The sequence below is a fragment of the Paenibacillus sp. JNUCC-31 genome (assembly GCF_014844075.1).
In the GTDB taxonomy this organism is placed as follows: domain Bacteria; phylum Bacillota; class Bacilli; order Paenibacillales; family Paenibacillaceae; genus Paenibacillus.
In genome coordinates this window covers 7,381,800-7,404,033 of the sequence record NZ_CP062165.1, presented here as the reverse complement: position 1 = coordinate 7,404,033, position 22,234 = coordinate 7,381,800, and the positions used below count along the sequence as shown (strand labels likewise).

The window sequence follows — 22,234 nt, the reverse complement described above, 5'->3', positions numbered from 1 at the left end:
AAGCAATTGCAAACAGGACGCATCGGAGAATTTCTCTCTGACTGCGTCCTGTTTTCTTTGTATGAAAGGTGACTCAAGTATAGATATGGATTTTAGCCTTCGGATTGAAGCGCCAGGGCCACTTCGCGAACCAGTCCAGGGAACCAATCCATCAATGCTTCAAACGTATATCCCGCCTGCTCTGCTTTGGAAGTATCCATAGTCCAGGATTCCGAGATTCCAAAGGGTGACATGTCTTCTTTGATCGTTTCGGTCAGTACCTGGGATTGCATACCCGTTACCGTTTCAATCAGTTTCATCATGGCAGAGAGTTTGATAGCCCCTTTGGACGCTGCATTCACAGGTCCTGTAATGGATGAATGTCCAAGCCAGGCGAGAAATCGAGCAGCTTCTGTGGAGTTGATGAAACCAATCTCGGCGTCCGGATTTGGCATGCCGATGGGTTTTCCTTTTTGCACATGTTCAATATGAAAATGAAGTCTTCGCGTATAATCATCAATTCCGAGTACAATCGGAATACGCATCGCTGCCACCGGGAAGTCCGCTTTCTGGAAAAATACAGCTTCCGCAAGCCGTTTACCTTCTCCATAGGAGAAATCCTCATGGCTTCCATATTGCACCGGATAGGTGTACGGATCGAAATCCGCTTCCTTAAACCCAGGTTTGGGATCTCCATATACTGAGAGCGTTGATGTCAAAATGTATCTTTGGGTGCGCCCCGCAAAGGCTTCGCATGCAGACTTCGCCGCATCTGGCGAGTAACAGATGTTGTCGTAGACAATGTCCCACATGTCGATCTGCGCCACATCGGCGAGAGACTGCGGGTCTTCGCGATCCATCTTTATCCGGTTCACCTCAGTTCCGAAGTCTACATCTGTTTTGCCGCGAGTCGCGACCGTGATCTGAGACTTTCCTTCCCAAAGCAAGTGATCAACCAGACGTTTGCCGAAGAAACGTGTCCCACCAAGTATAAGTACTTTTTTCATCCGATAAGACCTCCTAACCTCTTTTTATCATGCGTACCTTATTTAAACCTTCATGAAAAGTGCTGCTTGTGTTGTTGCAATTCAGGTGTTTTTATCGGGGTTTCACAATATGGAGCATCGTGTGTGCTCCCCGCTGGAATTCGTATGAGGTTTTCTCTTCAGTAGTAATATATCCGCGTTCTTCCAGTATAGCCTTTAGTTCATCCATATGCTCATAACGTTTGCCAGACAAGCCTACTGTTGGAAAAATCCGCAGTTCCCGCTTGCTCACACGCAACAGCTCCAGGATGGTCTGAAGATGGAAATCGACATCCAGACGATCTGCATAGGTAAACAGGAAATGTGCGGACAATGTCAGATCGAATTGTTCATTGGCAAACGGCAACTCCGGCAGTACAGAGGCCACATAACGGTCAGGAAAACGTCTCATATCCGCTACACAATCGGTGATTGCACGTCTACGTTCTTCTTTCAGACCATGGATCGAACCGAAATCATCCCATCTATATTTGTCTTGTACCTGTTCCATTTGCTTCATCGTATGTTCAATATCCTGAAATCCCTTCACTTCCAGTTGGTCGCTCTCGTATTCATAAGCAATATCCGCTGCCACTGGATCGGCACCCAACCCTCGCGCATGGCTGCTGAAAGAACAAGCCCCGCCCGGACAATCGAGAATGGATTTCCCCTTAATTTCATCCACGGTCAGGTTGAACATCTTCATATATTCCTCGAAAGTTCGCCCAATAAATATAATCTGCGCCAGCTCAAGCCCGGCTGCTTTGCTCTTCTGCTCATCTCTGCTCATCTCGTCTCAGCTCACTTTCCTGAATTAATCGTTAGGAAAAACCAGACCAATCTGCTGCCGGATCTGATCCATCACCTGCATGGTAACATAGGAACGTTCATATGTGTTCATATCCGATTCCCTTTTGCCCTGCTGAATCAGATTGACAAACTCCTCCACTTCATAATACATCGACGGATGAATTTGCTCGGCAGTGAGTTTTTCCACCGTACCATCATTGTAGCGTATCTCCGCATGTTCGGGTGAACCAATTTTGTCAATGATGATGCTGCCTCGTTCGCCCATAATTTCGCTTGGAATATGAGAATTGGAGATTTTGGAGTATGTCACTACCGCTTCCATCTCCTCATATTTCAGAATGACACTGCCTTGTCCGTCTACCCCTGATTCCAGCATCATCGCTTGGGACTGAACCTGGTTAGGCTCACCAAACAGTGTAATTAATGGATAGAGACAATATACCCCAAGATCCATTAATGCACCATTAGCGAGATCGGGTTTGAACGCATTCAGGACGATTCCTTCTTTATACTTGTCGTATCTGGAAGAGTATTGGCAGTAACTCGCCACATATTTACGTACAGGGCCAATTTTATGTAGGTGAGATTGTACCATTTTGAACGAAGGAACAAGGGTTGATTTCATGGCTTCCATGAGCAAAACTTCATGTTCTCGCGCGGTATCAATCATACGACGGACCTCTGCCGCGTTGGCAGCCAAAGGCTTTTCGCACAAGACATGTTTGCCGTTTCTCAGAAACAATTCAGCCTGTTCGGCATGAAAGGTATTCGGTGTAGCGATGTACACGGCATCAAGACCATCACTCGTCGCCATCTCTTCCAGGTTAGTGAATCGAAGCGCAGCCTGATATTGATCTGCAAATGCATTAGCTTTATCTTCAGTTCTTGAATAAACGGCCGTCAATTCGAATCCTTCGACTTGTGCAGCGGCCTCAAGAAGCCTCTCAGTAATCCAGTTGGTACCTACCACTCCAAAACGAACCATTCTACCTACCTCTTTCGTAAATAAATTTCACGCTTAAACAGCTTGTCATCCTGTACATTGTAGCTTATATTTCATTCAGAATGAAGGGAGGTCGTTTTCCAACATATTGATATCTTGCTTTTTTAAATGGAAATCCCTCGATCTCTATGAATCAGGGGTATAATGAGACTTGAGGTGATTCTTTTGGAAAGTCCCAATTCCTATCAACCAGATTCTGTTCCTATAGAAGACAAACAGTGGAATGCCATTATCCACAACGACAGCAGCTTTGATGGAAAATTCTATTACGGTGTCAAAACAACAGGTATCTTTTGCCGACCTTCCTGCAAATCAAAAGCGCCCAAATATGAGAATGTCTCTATATTTAACAACCCTGAAGAAGCATTGGCGCGACATTTCCGTCCATGCAAACGATGTAAACCAACGGGCGAGCGTGTCCCTGATCAGGAGTGGATTTCCGTTGTAACGGACTATATAGAACATCATTTTGCCGCCCCCCTAACTCTTGATATTCTTGCGAACGTTAGTCACGGCAGTCCATATCATCTGCATCGGGTGTTCAAACGGATTACTGGCCTAACCCCGGTAGAGTATATTCAGGAAAAACGTGTCACCGAAGCCCGGAAATTGCTTGAAAGCACCGGGCTTACTGTAACAGATATCGGCCGTCAGGTTGGTATAGCCAATCCAACGTATTTTATTACTGTATTTCGCAAACATTCAGGATGTACACCTGCCAATTACCGTGAACAAAGGCGTGATGAATGATGAAGACCGGCCTGGTATACAAAGTACCCAAAACGTTGCTGAACAAAGGAACCGGGTTCCTTGATGGCTATACGCATACGCTAAATCCCTATACAGGCTGTGCTTTTGGCTGTTCCTATTGTTATGTGAGGCAAATGCCCGTATCTTTATTTCGCAAAGAACCCTGGGGAAGCTGGGTTGATGTGAAACAGGAAGCCGCCCAAGTGCTCGCCAAAGAGCTGAAACGCGCAAAAACGAAAGGGAAAGTCACCATTTTTATGTCATCCAGCACTGATCCGTATCAGCCGGTTGAATATAAGGAGCAGATTACGCGGTCTTTGCTTGAAGTCATGGTTGAATATCCACCCGAATTTATATTGGTTCAAACCCGCAGTCCACTGGTGACCCGAGATATCGATCTACTGCAAAAGTTGGGTAACCGTGTGCGTGTCAGCATGACCGTGGAAACGGATCTGGATGATATCCGCAAGCAATTCAGTCCAGCAGCTCCACCAATTGCTGGCAGATTGCGAGCATTGAAACAACTACGGGATGCCGGTATCCCCACACAGGCTGCTATTGCACCCGTATTGCCCAGCAGCGAAAAATTTGCAGCCGTCCTGAGACCGCTCGTCCAGCGGGTATGCATTGACGATTATTTTATGGGAGATGGCAGTGAAGGCAAGCGCACCCGCAGACTTGGCATGGAATCGCTTTATCAGCAAGTGGGGCAGGAGGATTGGTATAGCCCCGAGGCGTACAAAAAGGTAGTCCAACGAATGAAGGCGCATTTTGCAGAAAATGAAATCTGGATTAGCCAAGCTGGATTCGAACCTTAATCATATTTGGCTATAAAATGAAATAGCCCTGCTTCCCTCGTACCGGGAGACAGGGCTATAGTCTAATTACAGTAAAAATGGATCAATTACTGATCCAGCGTATACAAGGGCAGATCGGCCGGCAATGCAGCAGGACGCTGACATGTGCTCTTCATTTTATAGAAAGTCTGTTCTTCCGACGAATCATGGAACGCCCACATGGCTTCGAGCACATGGTAGGCCAGTTCTCCACTCGCCCGGTGAGCGCGACCGCTGTTCACTGCATAAGCCATATCTGCGACACCGATGCCGCGTGTATTCTCCTGGTACCCTGGAAGAAGAGGTACTTCCGTCCACTCCCGTTCACCCATCAATTGGTATCGAACCGGACCGCCAAAGGTATTCGGATCAGGCACCTGCAAAGTGCCATGTGTGCCATATATCTCAATCGGCGGCAACGTGCTACCGCCAAAAATATCAAAGCTCGTAATCAGCGTACCAATAGCACCCTGTTCGAACTGCAACAACCCCGCCACATGCGTCGGAATTTCGACTGGGATAGTCTGCCCTCTCTTTTTCTCGCTGGTAATGGTTCGTTCTTCCATGGCTTTTCCCGTCATGCCTGCAATGGCCTGGATCGGTCCCAACAGCTGCACCAACGCAGTGAGGTAATAAGGTCCCATATCGAACATCGGACCACCGCCAGCGGCATAATAAAACTCCGGATCAGGATGCCAGTGTTCATGCCCACGAGCCATCATAAATGCGGTAGCCGCCACAGGTTTACCAATTACACCTTCCTCCACCAGCTTGAGCGCAGTCTGAATGCCTGATCCAAAGAATGTCTCAGGCGCACAGCCTACGAGCAAACCTTTGCGTTTGGCCATTTCAAGCACAGCCTGACCCTCTTCTCGTGTGACAGCGAGTGGTTTCTCCACATAGACATGCTTACCTGCTTCAAGTGCCCGCAAGCATACATCCGCATGAACGGCAGGAATGGTCAGATTGATAATCAAATCAATCTCGGGGTCTGCCAAAATTTCATCTACCGTATATACGTTAGGAACATTATAGGCCGCTGCCTGCTCCTCTGCTCTATTCCGGTCAAGGTCTGCAACCGCAACTAGATCAAGCACCTCAAACCGGTGACAATTCTCCATATAAATACCACTGATTTTACCGCAGCCGATAATGCCTACTTTCATTGTTTTCATGCCTGGGCTCCCTTCGCATTCCCACTTGATATAGCGCTTCCATAACAATCATTAGAACGCGGTTATGTGGGTGTATATATTTATCTCAACGGATTCAATTTGGATTTAGTATGAATAAAAACTAATGACTCTGATTATCTGCCATTCCTGTGTAAACCTCAGCGACTGCATCGGTGCGGCTCTGCGCGAGCGCTTTGCCTGCGGCAGTCCATTTGAAACCACTGCGCATCATCTCGGTAACTTGTTTCATCTCCACGATATCTGCATGGTGTCCGAGCGAATTATAGAACACACGGCCTGCACCCCAGCGTTTAGTCCAAACGACGGGCATATCCACTGGGCCGTTCGCTGCATGAGGACCATTTACAACAGGAAAACGTGTTGTTGCCAGCACTTCCACAGCAGGGTCCACGTGCAGGTAGTACTGTTCACTTTTCACCTGGAAATCTTCAATATGATCCAGGAGTGGACTGGAACCGCGCTTCATGTTTACCGTGTACTCCACGCCGTCGTTCCCCGGATGCGCAACCCACTGGCCGCCCGTCATGAACTGCCAGTCAACGTTGTTGCGGAACGCATCACACATCCCGCCATGAAGGCCCGCAAGACCTACGCCGCTCTGAACAGCCGCAGATACGTTATTGACCAGCTCCTGCTCAATCTGCCCCATCGTCCACAGCGGAACGATCAGATCCAGACCCATCAGTTTCTCTGCATCCGCATAAGCATTCAGTGTATCCGATACTTCAACCTCAAATTGCTCTTCCTTCAGAATGCGTTCAAAAATTGCTGCTACCTGCTCCGGTTCATGTCCATCCCAGCCGCCCCATACGATTAGTGCTTTGCTCATCACCCATCACTCGCTTTCCGAAAATTAAGTTATTGTCCATCTGTCGGACCTTACACCAATTCAAGATCTCTTCAAGTTCAACATCCTGGCTTATATCTAGCTCATATCTTTCAAAAGAGTGCCCACATGACATCCACTTCACAATGTAGTAATTGTGGACACTTACATCTCTTCCAGCGACACCCAGCGGCGCTCTGTAACGGAACGTTCCACTGCCTCAAGTATTGCTTGACACGCAACGCCATCGTGGAAATTCGGCTGAGGCTGACGTCCTTCAGAGATCGCAGTCACCAGTTCCAGCATTTCATGTGTGAACGTATGCTCGAATCCAATCGTGTGTCCCGCAGGCCACCAGGCTTCAGCATATTTGTGTGCCGGATCCGTCGCCAGAACTCGGCGGAAGCCCTGCACGTCTTCCTCGTCCTTCGTAAAATACACTTCCAGTTCATTCATCCGTTCGAAATCAAACCGAACGCTGCCCAGACTGCCGTTGATCTCAAATGAATTGGTACTGCGATGACCTGCTGCAAAGCGCGTAGCCTCGAAGCTTCCCAATGCGCCATCTTCGAATCGTGCCAGGAACAATGTAGCATCATCTACGGTCACTTCGCCCTTCGGCGCATCTGCATTTGAACTGCCTTTGGCACTAAGTCCGGTCATTTCAGAGGCAAGTGGCCGCTCTTTGATGAACGTTTCGCTCATCCCGATCACTTCCTTGAATTCACCCACCAGGAAGCGTGCCAGATCAATCAGGTGTGCGCCAAGGTCCCCATGCGAGCCGGAACCTGCCACTTCCTTTTGCAGACGCCATACCAGCGGGAATGAAGGGTCCATAATCCAGTCCTGAAGGAAGAACGCGCGGAAATGATAGATTTTGCCCAGACGTCCGCTTTGCACCAATTCTTTGGCCAGCTGCACAGCCGGAGAGAAACGATAGTTGAATCCGACCATATGCGCGACGCCTGCTTCTTCCGCAGCCTGAAGCATTTCACGCGAATCAGCAAGCGATAGAGCCAGCGGCTTTTCACAGAACAGATGTTTACCCTGACGAGCGGCTTCCAGTGCGATTTCCTTATGGGCATCACTTGGCGCGTTAATATCGATCAGATCGATATCATCACGTCGCACCAGTTCACGCCAGTCTGTTACACTCTCAGACCAGCCGAACTGGCTGGCGGCTTCCTGAACTCCCTTTTCGTTACGTCCACAGATAACCGACATCTCTGGCTGTAGCGGAGCTGACGGGAAAAACATGGGCAGACTGCGATAAGCATTGCTATGGGCTTTCCCCATAAATTTGTATCCAACCATTCCGACATGAAGACGATTTGACATGGTCATTTCCTCCTTTGGAATCTAACTATACAAGTTGAATTAAAGAATATTTACACTTGCCACTCCGATGACAGAACAACCTTCCGATCGCTGTTATCCCCAGATTTTTTTGATATCCTTTTCAGAAGGGGAAATCCGGGGATAAGCGTATGCTTCCGAAGCAGCTTTCTTTCAGAAAGCTTTCAGGCGAACGCTTCGCTTCTTCAGGTTACAGCAATGTATTAATTACGGATTGAAGATGCACGGATAATCAGTTCTGTAGGCAATAATTGCCTTGCATTTTCTGAGGAAACTTCGGAACTCGCAATTGAAGCTGTTGCCCCCAATGATTCATGGATAAGCTTGGATGCAGCCAGTTCTCCCATTTCATAAAAGGGAACTCTGACGCTGCTCAGCGGCGGAACCGCCATCTCAGCCGCATCGGAGTCATCGTATCCCACGAACGCGGGGAAGTCCTGAACCTTGATCCCTCGCTCACGCAAGCCATGCATGACACCGATCGCCATCCGATCATTCGCTGCAAATACAGCATCGATCTCGTCAAGCCGAGACGCGATGGCAGCTGCCGCCTCCACCCCGCTTCGTCTGCTGTAATTCCCCTCCAGCAAAAGACTGGAATCCACATTCATTCCGGCTTCATTCAGTCCGATCCGAACGCCCTGAAGCCGCTCCTGACTATTGGAATAACTGTCCGGACCATTAAGAAAAACAATATTTCGGTATCCCTGATCGGTAAGGTGGCGTATTGCCAGCCTGCTGCCCTCCACATGATCGGCATCCACTTCCATGAATGATTCTCCTGCAAAATGCTGGTTCATGATGCAGAAAGGATGTCCTGCCTGCTGAAGCTGCTGCAAGGCAACCATTTCCCCATGATCATCTCGCGCGCCGAGAATGATGCAAGCATCCACTTTCTGACGGCGAAACAGATCCGTATAATTCATCACTTCATCTGGTGTCCTGAACATGACCAGCAGGTCCATGCCGCTGTCTCTGGCTTTGCTCCCAATGCCGCTCAACATTTCCGAGAAGAAATACGCCGAGAATAAGTGCGCCTTCGGAACGTAGGGTAACACGACGCCGAGGTTACCACTTTTACTTCTCGCAAAGCTGCGGGCCAGTGCACTGGGCACGTACCCCAGTTGCTCGGAAGCTTCGAGCACTTTACGACGGGTTTCCTCTTTAAGAGGACCAACGCCATTAAGAACTCGTGACACTGTAGCTTCGGATACACCAGCAAGTTCAGCCACTTCTTTACGGGATGCCATGGAATTCACCTCCTTCACGTTACCTGAACCCATGCCAAACAGATGCAATTTGTTTAAAAAATAATATTTATGTACGCGCGTACATTTTCTCATGTGCTGTAACCGTTGTCAATGCTTTTAACACAAAAAAAGATGAGGATTTGTGTAAACAAATTCCCCATCTTATACGTACGCCATTTCCTTGTAACTTGTCCAATGACCTCTGCCGATTCAGTTGGCTACACATAGGTTAGCATGGACCAGCCAAGCCAACAACAGGCCTCTTCTATTTAAGTCGTCACACTGTTACTGACAGATGATTGAATGAACTCAGCCTGTTCCAAAATGGGGACCTGGCCTGAAATGCGATCCGAAGGCTCGGGTGTTGATTGAAGCTGCCGCACTTTATGCAGCACTTCCTTATTCGGAAGGAAATGCTGAGAACGGATGAAACGAATGGTTTTGGTTTTGGCACGCATGACAATGGAATCGGTCTCTGCCCGGTCATCTGCGAGGTAACGCACACCGCCAAGGATCTCACCCGGGGTAACGCCAGTTGCTGCAAAAATGACGTCTTCCGTGCCGATCATATCCTGCATCGTTAATACTTTATAGGGATTATCGATCCCCATTTGCAAACAGCGCTGGAATTCATCTGCGTTCGCAGGCATCAGGCGGCCTTGAATCTCCCCGCCGAGGCAGGACAGTGCAGCTGCAGCAAGCACACCCTCCGGTGCTCCGCCTGATCCGACATACAGGTCAATCCCCGCTTCCGGGAAGGCAGGTGCCATTGCGCCCGCAACATCTCCATCACTGAGGAACTTGATGCGCACTCCAACTTTGCGCAGCGTTTTGATCGTGCTCTCATGCCGGACACGGTCCAGAATCATAACGGTCAAATCTGAGATGTTTTTGTTCAATGCTTCAGCAGCTTTCTCCAATGTCACCTCAACCGGATCTTCGATACTGACCTTGCCCACCAGAGCCGGCCCAACAGCCAGCTTTTCCATGTACATATCCGGTGCGTGGAGCAGGTTTCCTTTTCCCGCCACTGCAATAACCGATAAAGCATTGTTCAGGCCCTTGGCTACGATCTCTGTACCCTCCAATGGATCTACAGCCACGTCAACCTCGGGTCCCTCCGCGTTGCCGACTTCCTCGCCGATATACAACATGGGTGCTTCATCCATTTCTCCTTCACCGATTACTACCGTGCCGCGAATGGACACGGAATCGAACATGGCGCGCATGGCCAAAGTAGCCGCCTCATCTGCACTATTCTTGTCGCCCCTCCCCATCCAGGGTGCTGAAGCTAACGCAGCCAATTCTGTTACTCGGACAATTTCCAACGCCAGTTCGCGTTCCATTTTTCCCACTTCCTTTCCAGTTTCCAAAAGCATACATTGAAAGCGGTACTAAATCCATCGCAAATCCATATGAAATTGATCTAAAACAGACGCAGGAGGCCTATATTGGAAAGATTGCCCATCCCTATCCACATCCCCAAATGAATAAGTTTACAACGCTTTAAGCACTCATTTAAGGGTCGATTTCAACGAGTTATATCAGGGTTGGAAGCAGTTTCACCATCTTATAATTCTCATATTTCCATTTTTATGGCCTGGAGAATATAAAAGGAACATAATAGTGCAGTATATTTCTTATAACAACGCCATTATAAAACAGAACCTACTTCAACAGCGAAATATATCATCCAGTCTCACATTTATCGAAAACGATTTACAACCAGGTCCATAGAACTGCCCTGCACTGACGAAGGAGCAATTTTGAAGACACTTAAAAGGGGGATTCCCTCCTAAAATTCCAACTGAAGATTGACTTAAATCCTGCTCTGTCCACCTCTTAGACATGGTTAGCAATATAGATACAGCTTATGGAGGTCATCGAAAATAATAAGTTTACATAATAAATTTTACGTTATCCAAATTTCAAATCCTTTATATTTTCTATCTCAGCTCCCAACATGGCAGCTGCAATCGTCAGGAAATCCTCTCTTTGAATCTGCAAATGTCCATATCTAAAACGATATCCCCAACGTGGCTGTCCCCGAGTGAGGATCAATTGATCCAGCAAATCGGCGATACTCACCGTTTGACTAGGGAAATACTGGACATTCCTCCGATACGGTACAAAGGAATCCGACATACGGTACGTGTACACCTGATTGTCTGCTACACGTCCTATCGCAGTAAAAGCTTGAAGTACCTTGCCTCCTTGCAGGCTTGTTCGCGGCGAATAATAGATCAGCCAGTCTCCTGCATTCATTTTGCGCAGAGATGCTGCCTTGCCATGACAGAGCTGGGCGAAGCCTCCTTCCACCCCTTTTTCCACATGTGAGGCGGACACAACGCCGATCCAGTAGCGATTACCTTCTTCCGATACTGTTTCGACATCTAACTGTTGGGACAAGTGCTCTCTCGTGTAACTCTGCTGAATTTCTTTGCTGTTCGCCAGCAAATCATGTTTTGACTGCTCATTCATCTCTGCTCACGTTCTTCCCATGCCATCTTCAGACGCTCAAGCTGCAAAAAATGATGACGATAATGCATCTCCACCAATGCAAACCATTCCTCTGCATTCAAACCGCCGAATCTGGGATGTGGCACCGTAGATTCCCGCGTTGCTCCTTCCAGCAGCACTTCTACTCTCCGCATCTCATCCCTTACCTCATTGAATCCTTGAATTATGGATTCTCTTCCATCCGGTTGAAGTGGAGTATACTCAGGAGAAGCAGGAACGTGGATACGTATCGGCGGAAAACTTGCTTGCGCAAAAACAGCTTCGCCTGCTTCAGTTTTGCCCTGTTCTTTCTTCTGGACTGCCATCTCGTCTGCACTTATACAAAGTCGAACATTGGCTAAATGCATTTTCATCGCAGACTGAATTAAATGCTGGTACATCTGGCCCACCGACCACTCATTCTCACTGGGTTTATAACTTAACTGAGCATCGCTCATCGACTCCAGTTCCTGCAAATAAAGCGCCAGTGACTTTTCAAAATGATGCCGAATCTCATCGTTGTTTCTTGTTTTTGTCGTTTCCATACAAATACACAGCTCCTTCAATCGGTTATAAACCGATCATACACAAACACTACTGACAACGTTATGTCAGTAGTGTTTAAGAAGATTGCTTGCTTCCTCGCGAATACGGATTCTCAATGATTCAGGCTCCAAAACCAGAGCCGAGGCTCCCCAGCCAAGTATCCAACGCAGCACGTCCTCAGGATGCCTTACACGAAAATCTGCGTATAATCCATCCGTTTGCAGTTCTGCTTTTTCCATGTAGTAATTATTCGCCTCAATTACTCTGTCTGCAATTCGACCATGAAACCATACACGGACATATACATCACGGTTGTCAGGTGGTGAGTAGCTATGAATACTAAAACCCGGAGGAAGATCGAACGGATCTGTGCTAATCTCCAGATCGCTCATGCGGGATATACGGAAATGACGAATCTCCTGTCGCAAATCGCATCGGGCAATCAGCATCCATGAACCCTGCATCCAAATCATCCCGTAAGGAGAGGACATACGAACGGTCCTTTGCACATTTTCATTAACAGTGCCAGGCTTATGGTAATGAAAGCGGATTTTGAGCTTATGCTGCATTGCGGTTCGGATGACTCCCATATGTTCTATCTCTCGCTCGCGTGCATCACTGTCCGCTGAACGAAGGAGACGGATACCCTGTTGTATCTGTCCCACCTCTTCCCGAAGAGGGCCAGGCAGGATTGCTTCAATTTTGGAACGGGACGTAAGAGATGTGCTCTTGTAATCGTTATCGAAGCGCTGTTCTACAAAATCAAGTCCGATCAAAAGTGTAACCGCTTCTTCAGCGGTAAAGCTGATCGGAGGCAAAAAGTATCCTTCCATAAGTGAATAGCCTACTCCGGGTTCTCCCACGACAGGAACACCCGCCTCACATAACGCCTGAATGTCCCTGTATATGGTTCGAACGCTTGTTTCAAACAAGAGCGCTAAATCTTCCGCACGTTGAACCTTACCTCGCTGCAGTTCAAGTACGATGGCCAGCATACGATCTGATTTGTTCAAGAACCACCCCTCCTTGTATGTAATATCCATTACACCATCTTCATTGGACATTTATTATAAGTAACCTATGGACAAATGAAAAGCATTCTGACTAACAAATTCTCACTGTGCCCGTGTCCACTCTTTTCGTAAGATATTTTATTGAACAACAAAGACCAACCCGCTGAGCATAAGTTGGTCTATAAAATTCTTATGAAGGTCGTTGTAATCATCCTGCTCTATCCGCCCCTTAGAGATAGTTAGCAAGCAATATAGATACAGCTTTTGGAAGTGATCGAGAATAATAAGTTTACATAATAATTATTACGTAGTTAAAAATTCAAATCTTTAATATTTTCTTTTGAAAGGTCGATTTTTTCTCCATCTTTATTCACTACATAAATATGATCTGGCTTATTGTCTAAGCTTTTACCACTAATTATCAATTGGTGTCCCCCTTCCACGTTGTATTTTCGGATGTATAGTCCTGATCCTTCATCTTCATAAGGGTACGCTTTAAAATCATTCCATGAAAGGCTTTCTCCTTTCTCAGCCAGAGCTCTCAATTCCTTTAATGGAATGGATGAACTCGACTCTTCCTGACCATTATTTGTCTGACAACCTGAACAAAATGTAACCAAAAGTAACAATGCTAAACCGAGTTTACTAGGAATAAATTTTGGCACTAGGCTTCCTCCTCAAAATCAAATATGGAATTAGTTGTAATTTTTATCTTGCAATTATCACTATTATACCATAGCATAATTACCGTATATTACATTTTTTTGAATTTAATTCGAGGGGGGTATTGACCAATCATAAGGATTTTAGTTGGTTAAACAAAGTTTATCGCCATTGTAATCAAAAAATTTATTCAAATTTCAGGAGGAACGTAACAATGAAAAAATTAGTATCATCATTATTTGCGGTGATCTTGTTATTCACACTCGCGTTACCTGTATTAGCTGAATCAAACAATACCAAAAGGGATACTTCTCCTACAACTGAAACTCAAACATGGTTGAATTGGTTTGACAAACTCACTAAAGAAGATCAATTAAAAGTAAATTACAAACCAGCTGAATTAATATCTTTAGACGAGAATACCCATTTAACGTTATCCAATGTAGATCCATTAGCTTCTTTCGCTCCAGATACTAAAGAATGGTTGAATTGGTTCAACAGTTTAACAGAAGAACAACAATTACAGGTAAATTACCGACCTGCTGAATTCGTCACATTGAATAAAACAGAAGTCACTATTCATGAAACCCAATACAATAACCAGACTATCGATTCCAAAACAAACTCAAATGATCAATTAACTCTTCAAGCTCTTGAAACAATGCCTACAGGTGGTTATGAACACCCATATTCAACAAGTGCATGGGAAAATTTGACTGATAAAGCTAATTGCTATGCATACATGTTAAATACATCCACATATTCTGGACATAAATTACAACCCGGTGAACTTGCTGGAAATGTATTTACAAGTTTAACTTCTTCGAGCATCATTAGTGCTTCTAAGCTTGACATGCCATATTTAAATAAATCCTTACGGACTTCTACATATAGTGAAGTTCCGGGGTACAGAGAGTATAAGGTAGCACTTGTTATTGCACCAAACTATGATTATCATTGGTACAGACAGGATGCTGATGGTGGCTGGTCACATAAACGTGGACTAACAGCTATTGATTTTAGAGATGCCAGCGGCAATTCGATTCGTAATCCACAAACAGCTGATCGTAATTATGGAAATGGCCTGAATTATTCGACTTGGGGCGGATGGTACATTATCAAATATTAATCGTTAACAAAGACCGGGCGAAACGGAGATAATGCACTCCAGCACCCGGTCTTCTTTAATTCCGTTATCCAATTACAGGTCATTCACTTTCTTCTCTCCTGTGATTAAAGTGAATGAGGATACACAGTTTTCTCCTGCGGTTCGAACTGCACGAATGATCCCTCCATACCCGGTACAGCGGCACAGATTGCCGCATAATCCCGTTTCAATCTGTTCCTGACTAGGCTGTGGATAGCGATCCAGCAATGCCTTGGTGGAAATCACCATTCCCGGAGTACAATATCCGCATTGGAAGCCGCCCTCTTCCACAAAAGCCTGCTGAATCGGATGCAACTCATCTTCCTTTTCACCATGTAGCCCTTCTATTGTTGTTATCTCACTGCCAACACATTGATAAGCCATAACGAGACAAGAATTGACCGGCTCTCCATCCATCAGTACCATACATGCACCACAACGGCCTACTTCGCAGGAGACTTTCGTTCCGGTCAGATTCAAATGCGTCCGCAGTACATCCACAAGACGGGTTGACTGGGCGATTTGCAATTTCCTCTCCTCGCCATTCACCACAGCTGCCCACAGGTTCTCCAACGGTTCACTCACGATCGATTCACTCCTTCCTGAAGCGGTACGTCCAGTGGTTTGATCAGTTGATCTCGCGGAACGGGCAAACGATTAACCCACACCCCTGTAGCCTGATGAATCGCAGCGGTTATGGCCGGAGCAAGCGCTACCGAACCAATCTCGCCAATTCCCCGAGGTCCATACGGATCACCCTCTGGTAGCTCTTCAATCGCCTCGACTTCCAGGTGGGTGTGAATATCCCGAATCGTCGGTATCAGGTAGGTGTCCAGATTGGTTGTTATATAGCGACTGTCTTGCATAACGGCGTCTTCGGTCAACGTAAAACCCAGAGCCATTACACTCCCGCCTTCAATCTGTCCGATGAATCCCATTGGGTTGATGACAGGGCCAGCCGCCACCACATGCCTTGTATCCAGCAATTTGGCTTCCCCGGTTAGCGTGTTTACCTCCACCTCTGCGGCTACTGCCGCATACGTATATAGATAATGCCCGCCCACAACATTGTCCGGCGTGGTCGGATATTCGAAATGAGTATCAAAAGTCCATTCTTCCGCTTCCCCATCCTTCGCCAGATCTGCGTAAGAAACAACAACTCTGGAATCAATCGTCGTATCATTCGCTGTAACTGCTGGAGGCAGCTGTCCCTTGCGCCATACTCCCCCTATTCCAGTAATCAGTTCGTCAGCCGGAATTCCTGACAAGGTAGAGGCTACCGACAAAATTTTGGAACGGAATGGTGTCTGTAATCGCTGAAGAGCCATCCAGGCCATTGTCGTTGAACGCGAAGCCGTACTTGAACCGCTGTGCGGCACTCGATCCGTATCCCCAATAATGATACTCAGATCGGATGTGGAGCAGTGGAACAGATCGCAGAGCATCATTTCCAGGGTGGCAATGAGACCCTGACCGAATTCTTCGTAACTGAATGCCACTTCAATCTTGCCTTCGGCATTCAGGGATAGGCGCCCCCCTGCCGGATCGGGAATGCCATAACCCAGCCCTGCCCCGTGCATCGCGATAGCTGCACCGACACCGCGTTTAATCCAGGGAGGCAGAGAAGGATCTGCCGGGAGATGCTGATGTTTTTGCCATAACTCCGAACGGTCCATTGCCTCCCATACTTGTGACAGTCCATCCGTGCCCAGAATCCGTTGATTCAAGGGTCCAGGATCAGTCTTTTCCCTCATGTTGCGTCTCCGAAACTCCCATGGGTCCATCTTCATGATCTCGGCGAGTCGATCCATCTGACCCTCCATAGCAAAGATCGCCTGATTGCCGCCAAATCCGCGAAACTCTCCCGACACTCCATTATTCGTATACACCGAGATGCCTTCCACATCTACATGCGGGATGGAATAAGGCCCAAGGCAATGCTCTGTACAAAAATTCAGGACAGGCGCTCCCAGCGTGGCATAAGCCCCTGTGTCTGCGGTAATTCGAACTCGATGTGCCTGAATCATCCCTTCACGGCTGATGCCAGTCTGCATTTCAATTTTCATTGGATGCCGCTTCAATCCTGCCCGTACAGATTCTTTACGTGAATTGTGCATCTTCACAGGACGTCCGCTTCTCAAAGCAAGAAGTGCGCCATAAGGCTGTACATTCAGCTCATCTTTCCCGCCAAATGAACCGCCAATCGGAGATGAGACCACCCTGATATCCTCTTCGGAGCACCCGATTATTCGGGAGAGCTGCATTCTGTCCTTATAACCATGCTGTGTAGCCGCATAGACATGGAGTCTCCCGTTTTCTTCAGGAACAAACAACCCGCCTTCTGTCTCCATATAAGCATGCATCTGGCGCGGAGTATAATACGTTTCCGCCACGATATGCTCGCATGCAGCAAAAGCCTCTTCTACATTCCCACGCTTGATTTCGGTACGGTGCAGCACATTACCGGGACCATGTTCATGGAGCACTGGTGCACCGGGTGCCAATGCAGCCTCTGTGCTGTCCATCGGAGTCCATTCCTCATACTCTACCCGGATTGCCTCCAGAGCACGTGCCGCACGTTCCGGGGAATCCGCAGCAACCGCGGCAATGGCATCACCGACATAACGAACGACATCCTCGCAAAATACAGGCTGATCTGGAGTTGCAATGCCGAAGCGGTTCAATCCGGGTACATCCTTGGAGGTGAGTACGGCAAATACACCCTCCATGGCTTCAGCTCCGGTAATATCGATGGATACTATACGGGCATAGGGGTAGGAGCTGCGCAAAACTCTTCCATGGATCATATCAGGCAAAGTCATGTCCGTCAGATATTGAAGCTTTCCTGTCACTTTGCCCACCCCATCCGGCCGCAGGTGCCAGCGTTTTCCGCTTTGTTCCCGATTCAGCAGCATGGACTCTCTCCCTTTTCTTCATCTGTAGTCTTCTATGAGCAAAGTGCTTCCCACAGTCCGGCACCTATCATATTACCTGCTGTTTGTTTGCGGTACTGTTCCGATGTGAATGCATCACTATAAGTCTCGAATTCCGATCGAACCGCAACAGCCAGAGTTGAAGCCTGCATAGCAGAAGCCACGCTGCCAAGAAGCATCTTTTCCGCTTCGGGAAGACGCATTGCCATCCCTGAACCTCCCCCTGCAGCTATCGCTAACTTCTTCCAACGCCCATCCGATCCGAGTTCTCCGTGAAAAGCTATCGTCACCAGCGAGGCCGTGAAGGTCTCCCGCCGTCCCAACTTGCGGTAAAATGAAATTTCACGCGAAACTGAGGACTGTTTGCTATGGGAATATGGGAAAGCCGTGTTCGCCATTGGAATATGAATAGCAATTAACACATCATTCGGATTGCGACTGCCGTCATGCTCACCGTTCAGCCAGGACGAAAGACTGCTGATCTCAGAGCCGTTGTCCGTTATCCAATGCAGCTGTGCATCGTAGACCAGCAGTGCGGGTATGGAGTCACCCACTCCGGATACGATGTTTCCGCCAATTGTCGCCATATTCCGAATCGAAGGAGCAGCTATAGCATTCATTGCGGACTGCAGTAAGGGCAGTTGTTGCAGTTGAACGTGTGTGGCACATTGATTCAATCGCGTCAGTGCTCCAATGACCAGATGATCTCCATCCACATACACGCTGCCTGCACCTGGAATACGAGCAAGGCTGATCATATGCTCAGGTACAGGAACAAGGCCACCTTCCCACTGAGTGCGTAATAGTGTCCCCCCTGCTGCATAACAATACTTCCCGAACAGTTTACTCTTCAAAGCCTGAAGTTCTTCCAGATTATCTGGCTGCCAAACCGTTGGCTGCGCTCCAGTACCGTATGCCGGCATGGCCATCGTTTCATCTCCCTTCTCCATATTGAATCTGTGGGGCGTTGGATATGACCGAATGATCCACATAATAATTCTTCAAATCATATGAGACGGCAAGGGTAACGTCAATTATCTTCACATCATTTTGGATAAATGTATAAATACGTGGTTTAATTTGTGCCTGATGCATTAATCACTCCTAAAAGCGAACACAAGCTCATTCATTCCTCACCATTAAAAAACAATAAAGAGGCCAACCAGACGGTCTGGCTGACCTGACGAAATCAGGAAAAGATAACAAGTGATCCGCTCATTCTGCTGAGTTCTTCATTCACCTTATCCCATTCACATAATCCAAAATGCGCTCCAGCTCTGGTTCGTTGTCCGCATCCCAGAAGCAGGAATCGGACAACGATACATACGTTCCTGCATACTTGGCATTGCGCATGATCTTTCGCGCCCCCTCGTCTCCGCTGAGCGACAAAAGAGGCCCTAGCATATGCTCCCGAAAGGCTACAGGTGGCTTGCCTCCTCTCCCATCCGTAGCTGCTGCATAATCACACAGCTTGTTGGCGGCTAATGCCTCAGCAACCCTGTTGATATCCCGTGGCTGTAATAACGGCTGATCTGCCAAAATCACCATCACACCTTCAGGTTGGTGGGGCATAGCAGTCAGAAGACCACAGTGAAGAGACATGGCTATGCCATATGCGTAATCGGTACAGATTGCAATCTGTAGTCTCGTCTCCGTTTCTGGAATAATGCCATAAGAAACTTCATTGAGGCGGACGGCAGGGATCCACGCCAATGAATCCTCAGGTTTGACCACACAAATAACCTGGTCCAAATCGGAGTTCAAGGCAGCTTCCAGGGTCCATGCGGCTAAACACCTTCCATCAGGCATGACAACAGACAGTTTATCCCGACCCAGTCGGCTGCTTTTACCTGCTGCCAGCACGATGCCCGTCAGACGCATGTGCATTCCCCCTCTGTAGGTTGTGACGCTCTTTGGCAGAAGCCGCACGTTTACAGGCAATAAGTTCTGCTGCGATACTGATCGCGATCTCCTCTGGACCATTGGCACCAATGGTCAAGCCGACGGGTGAATGCACATGCTTCATTGGAGGGAGATCGTTCAGCAAACGTGCTGTCCGTGTTCTGGACCCCATAATGCCAAGATATGCATAATTCCGATCCTCAAGCAATTCAAGAAATTCCCGTTCTCTCGGAAATTGATGGCTCATCAATACGATATAATCCCCACCTTGGATATCCAGTACAGAGATGATCTCACGAGGGAAACCCTGGACAAGCTCAACACCCGGAAACCGTTCAGGGGTACACAAAGTCTCTCGCCAATCGGCTACAACCACGCGGAATCCTGCTGATTGGCCCAGACGGGCTACAGGAATCACATCATTTCCGGCTCCGACAATAATCAGACGGGGTTTGGGGACATATCTCGTTGAGATCTGTAGCGGAATATCCCAACGTTCTGCTTCGGACCTTCCCTCCCGTTGAAACTCACTCTTCCCAGAACCAAAACCAGAATCAGTAGCGGCAGCAGCAGATTCAGACGGATGAATAAGGACTTTAATTACATAATGAATCCTTGTGTATTGATGGTAGAATGAGCGGGTTAGCTCCACCGTTGATCCAGATTGAAAATACGTATGCATATGGGACAAGATCGATCTGAGTTCACCACAAACCGGCTCTAGCAGAACAATAATCAATCCGCCGCAGCCAATTGTTTCTCCCCAGGACAGATCATCTGCGGGTCGCATATCATACTCCACGAACTCCAGCTGCTCCGTATCCAGCACCCGATCCACTCTGGCCTGCAGATCACTCTCCAGACATCCCGGACTGATACTGCCATACATCCCCCCTTCTTCGGTCAAAAGCATAGAGACACCCTGCTTACGGTAAGCATGACCTTCTACCTTGATCGCTGTTGCGAGTACACAGCGCGCTTCCCTCGCTGCCATTGCACACAGATCATGCATTTCCATCATTGTCTCCGTCCTTTCAGGGATTAAGATCCGAAGAAGTGAATCAGAGCTTTACTGTGAGGGCTGAATACCCAACTTCTGCTCAGACATTTGCCCGGGTAAACTTCATCCGGCTGCATTCATTAGATGCGTTTCATCAATCTTGCAATACTTTTATCCGATTCACGAAGCACGATGCCACGATCAATCGTTTGAATCTTTCGGTTATTGAGTACAATGCTTCCATCAATAATAACGGTATCTACACAGCTGCGAGTTGCAGAGTAGACGACCCGGGAGTACACATCCGTCTCATAGGAAGGATATGTATGGAAATCATCCAGATCCAGCAGCAGCATATCTGCCTTTTTACCCACTTCCAGACTGCCGATTTCCTTGGACATTCCAAGCACTTCTGCTCCACCCATTGTCGCCATGCGCAGCACCGTCCGGGCATCCATCACTGTTGGGCCATGCGGCACCTTTTGCATAAGAGCGGTCAGACGCATTTCCTGGAACATATCCAGATTGTTGTTACACGCCGCGCCATCAGCACCAATCCCTACTGCAATCTGGCGATTCAATAGATCAGGAATATCCGCTATGCCAGAGGAAAGTTTCATATTCGATCCAGGACAGTGAGTCACTTTCACGCCGCGTTTGCGAATGATCTCTTTCTCTTCCTCACTCAGCCATACACAGTGAGCAAGCACCAGTCTTGGGGTAGCCAAGCCAATATGATCCAGATAGACAATGTTGCGCATGCCGCGCTCGTGTTCGACAAGTTCAATTTCGCCGCGATTTTCGGAGGCATGGGTGTGTACTTTCACATGATACTTATTCGACAGGTCGCGCACCTCAACCAGCAATTCCTCCGTACACGAGACGACGAAGCGTGGACAGAACGCATATTGAATGCGCCCCCCGCCGAACCCATTCCATTTCTCCAGCAAGTCGACACTTTGCTGCAACGAGGTGGCTGTATTTTCACGCAGCGGTTCAGGAACTTCATCCCCGTGATCCATCATCACCTTACCGGAAATCACCCGAATCCCGCTCTGTGCCATCGCCTGAAAAGCCGAATCGGTATGATGCACCGTCTCCATATCGAGAATGGTCGTTGTCCCGCTAGAGATCAATTCGCCCAAGCCGAGCATTGCAGAATAATAGACAGATTCCTCATCATGCGCTGCCTCAAGCGGCCAAACACGTTGACGGAGCCAATCCATTAGCTCCAGATCGTCCGCACGTCCGCGGAAAAGAGTCTGACACAGATGAATATGTGTCTGGATGAAACCTGGCAGCAGCACTTTGCCCCGAGCATCAATGACCTGATCAGCCTGAACGTCAACATGCTCTGCAATCTCTTTGATTTTGTTATCCTCGATCAGCAGATCCCCCGTAAATACATCCTCTTCCTCATTCATTGTGACGAGCTGTGCGCCTTTCAGCAGGATCGTTCCCATGATAATCTCCCCTATCCGTATCTATCTGCGTACATTT

The 22,234-nt window shown here is 47.8% G+C and carries 21 protein-coding genes; 3 read left to right on the top strand and 18 right to left on the bottom strand.

All coding sequences use genetic code 11. The features are described 5' to 3' along the window. Positions 1-92: 92 nt before the first annotated feature. From JNUCC31_RS32390 to JNUCC31_RS32380, 3 genes are all read right to left on the bottom strand, one after another. A complete protein-coding gene (locus JNUCC31_RS32390) occupies positions 93-986 on the bottom strand; it encodes an NAD-dependent epimerase/dehydratase family protein (protein ID WP_192267371.1) in 894 nt (297 codons plus the stop codon). Positions 987-1,077: 91 nt separating this feature from the next. Beyond that, on the bottom strand, positions 1,078-1,794 hold the full coding sequence (locus JNUCC31_RS32385) for an SAM-dependent methyltransferase (protein WP_192267370.1): 717 nt from the start codon (positions 1,792-1,794) through the stop codon (positions 1,078-1,080). A 24-nt stretch (positions 1,795-1,818) separates the two neighbouring features. Next, positions 1,819-2,799, bottom strand: coding sequence for a Gfo/Idh/MocA family protein (locus JNUCC31_RS32380; RefSeq protein ID WP_192267369.1), 981 nt, complete (start codon positions 2,797-2,799; stop codon positions 1,819-1,821). Positions 2,800-2,961: 162 nt separating this feature from the next. Here JNUCC31_RS32380 and JNUCC31_RS32375 point away from each other — a divergent pair, with 162 nt between their 5' ends. Together JNUCC31_RS32375 and JNUCC31_RS32370 are read left to right on the top strand one after the other, a co-directional pair. Then, entirely contained in the window at positions 2,962-3,567 is a 606-nt protein-coding gene (locus tag JNUCC31_RS32375; protein WP_192267368.1) for a bifunctional transcriptional activator/DNA repair enzyme AdaA, read from the top strand. Continuing rightward, positions 3,567-4,385 (top strand): SPL family radical SAM protein, encoded by an 819-nt coding sequence (locus JNUCC31_RS32370; RefSeq protein ID WP_192273525.1) that lies wholly within the window; start codon positions 3,567-3,569, stop codon positions 4,383-4,385. The genes JNUCC31_RS32375 and JNUCC31_RS32370 overlap by 1 nt, the downstream gene beginning before the upstream one ends. A gap of 86 nt (positions 4,386-4,471) precedes the next feature. Here JNUCC31_RS32370 and JNUCC31_RS32365 read toward each other — a convergent pair whose 3' ends face one another. From JNUCC31_RS32365 to JNUCC31_RS32325, 9 genes are all read right to left on the bottom strand, one after another. Then, entirely contained in the window at positions 4,472-5,578 is a 1,107-nt protein-coding gene (locus JNUCC31_RS32365) for a Gfo/Idh/MocA family protein (protein WP_192267367.1), read from the bottom strand. 121 nt (positions 5,579-5,699) lie between these two features. Further along, positions 5,700-6,428, bottom strand: a complete 729-nt coding sequence (locus JNUCC31_RS32360) for a ThuA domain-containing protein (protein ID WP_192267366.1) — start codon at positions 6,426-6,428, stop codon at positions 5,700-5,702. A gap of 162 nt (positions 6,429-6,590) precedes the next feature. Then, complete coding sequence (locus tag JNUCC31_RS32355) at positions 6,591-7,763, bottom strand: Gfo/Idh/MocA family protein (RefSeq protein WP_192267365.1); 1,173 nt, start codon at positions 7,761-7,763, stop codon at positions 6,591-6,593. A 221-nt stretch (positions 7,764-7,984) separates the two neighbouring features. Then, complete coding sequence (locus JNUCC31_RS32350; protein WP_192267364.1) at positions 7,985-9,031, bottom strand: LacI family DNA-binding transcriptional regulator; 1,047 nt, start codon at positions 9,029-9,031, stop codon at positions 7,985-7,987. A gap of 269 nt (positions 9,032-9,300) precedes the next feature. Further along, positions 9,301-10,377 carry a class II fructose-bisphosphatase gene (gene glpX, locus JNUCC31_RS32345; RefSeq protein WP_192267363.1) on the bottom strand — a complete coding sequence of 359 codons (1,077 nt, stop codon included), beginning with the start codon at positions 10,375-10,377 and terminating at the stop codon, positions 9,301-9,303. Positions 10,378-10,948: 571 nt separating this feature from the next. Then, positions 10,949-11,512, bottom strand: coding sequence for an EVE domain-containing protein (locus JNUCC31_RS32340; RefSeq protein ID WP_192267362.1), 564 nt, complete (start codon positions 11,510-11,512; stop codon positions 10,949-10,951). Then, complete coding sequence (locus JNUCC31_RS32335; RefSeq protein WP_192267361.1) at positions 11,509-12,075, bottom strand: DinB family protein; 567 nt, start codon at positions 12,073-12,075, stop codon at positions 11,509-11,511. The genes JNUCC31_RS32340 and JNUCC31_RS32335 overlap by 4 nt, the downstream gene beginning before the upstream one ends. A gap of 66 nt (positions 12,076-12,141) precedes the next feature. Next, on the bottom strand, positions 12,142-13,089 hold the full coding sequence (locus JNUCC31_RS32330; protein ID WP_192267360.1) for a helix-turn-helix transcriptional regulator: 948 nt from the start codon (positions 13,087-13,089) through the stop codon (positions 12,142-12,144). Positions 13,090-13,400: 311 nt separating this feature from the next. Next, entirely contained in the window at positions 13,401-13,754 is a 354-nt protein-coding gene (locus JNUCC31_RS32325) for a hypothetical protein (protein WP_192267359.1), read from the bottom strand. A 212-nt stretch (positions 13,755-13,966) separates the two neighbouring features. Here JNUCC31_RS32325 and JNUCC31_RS32320 point away from each other — a divergent pair, with 212 nt between their 5' ends. Then, positions 13,967-14,881, top strand: coding sequence for a hypothetical protein (locus JNUCC31_RS32320; protein WP_192267358.1), 915 nt, complete (start codon positions 13,967-13,969; stop codon positions 14,879-14,881). A gap of 72 nt (positions 14,882-14,953) precedes the next feature. Here JNUCC31_RS32320 and JNUCC31_RS32315 read toward each other — a convergent pair whose 3' ends face one another. The 6 genes from JNUCC31_RS32315 to JNUCC31_RS32290 all read right to left on the bottom strand — a co-directional run bounded on the left by JNUCC31_RS32315 (position 14,954) and on the right by JNUCC31_RS32290 (position 22,197). Further along, entirely contained in the window at positions 14,954-15,484 is a 531-nt protein-coding gene (locus JNUCC31_RS32315) for a (2Fe-2S)-binding protein (protein ID WP_192267357.1), read from the bottom strand. Continuing rightward, complete coding sequence (pucD, locus tag JNUCC31_RS32310; protein ID WP_192267356.1) at positions 15,481-17,814, bottom strand: xanthine dehydrogenase subunit D; 2,334 nt, start codon at positions 17,812-17,814, stop codon at positions 15,481-15,483. The genes JNUCC31_RS32315 and pucD overlap by 4 nt, the downstream gene beginning before the upstream one ends. A 32-nt stretch (positions 17,815-17,846) precedes the next feature. Beyond that, positions 17,847-18,761 carry an FAD binding domain-containing protein gene (locus JNUCC31_RS32305; RefSeq protein WP_192267355.1) on the bottom strand — a complete coding sequence of 305 codons (915 nt, stop codon included), beginning with the start codon at positions 18,759-18,761 and terminating at the stop codon, positions 17,847-17,849. Between the two features lie 307 nt (positions 18,762-19,068). Next, positions 19,069-19,713: a nucleotidyltransferase family protein gene (locus JNUCC31_RS32300; protein WP_192267354.1), complete on the bottom strand. Its 645-nt coding sequence runs from the start codon at positions 19,711-19,713 to the stop codon at positions 19,069-19,071. Further along, a complete protein-coding gene (locus tag JNUCC31_RS32295) occupies positions 19,679-20,755 on the bottom strand; it encodes an XdhC family protein (RefSeq protein ID WP_192267353.1) in 1,077 nt (358 codons plus the stop codon). Before JNUCC31_RS32295 ends, JNUCC31_RS32300 begins: the two co-directional genes overlap by 35 nt. A gap of 119 nt (positions 20,756-20,874) precedes the next feature. After that, complete coding sequence (locus tag JNUCC31_RS32290; protein ID WP_192267352.1) at positions 20,875-22,197, bottom strand: 5'-deoxyadenosine deaminase; 1,323 nt, start codon at positions 22,195-22,197, stop codon at positions 20,875-20,877. Between the last annotated feature and the right edge of the window lie 37 nt (positions 22,198-22,234).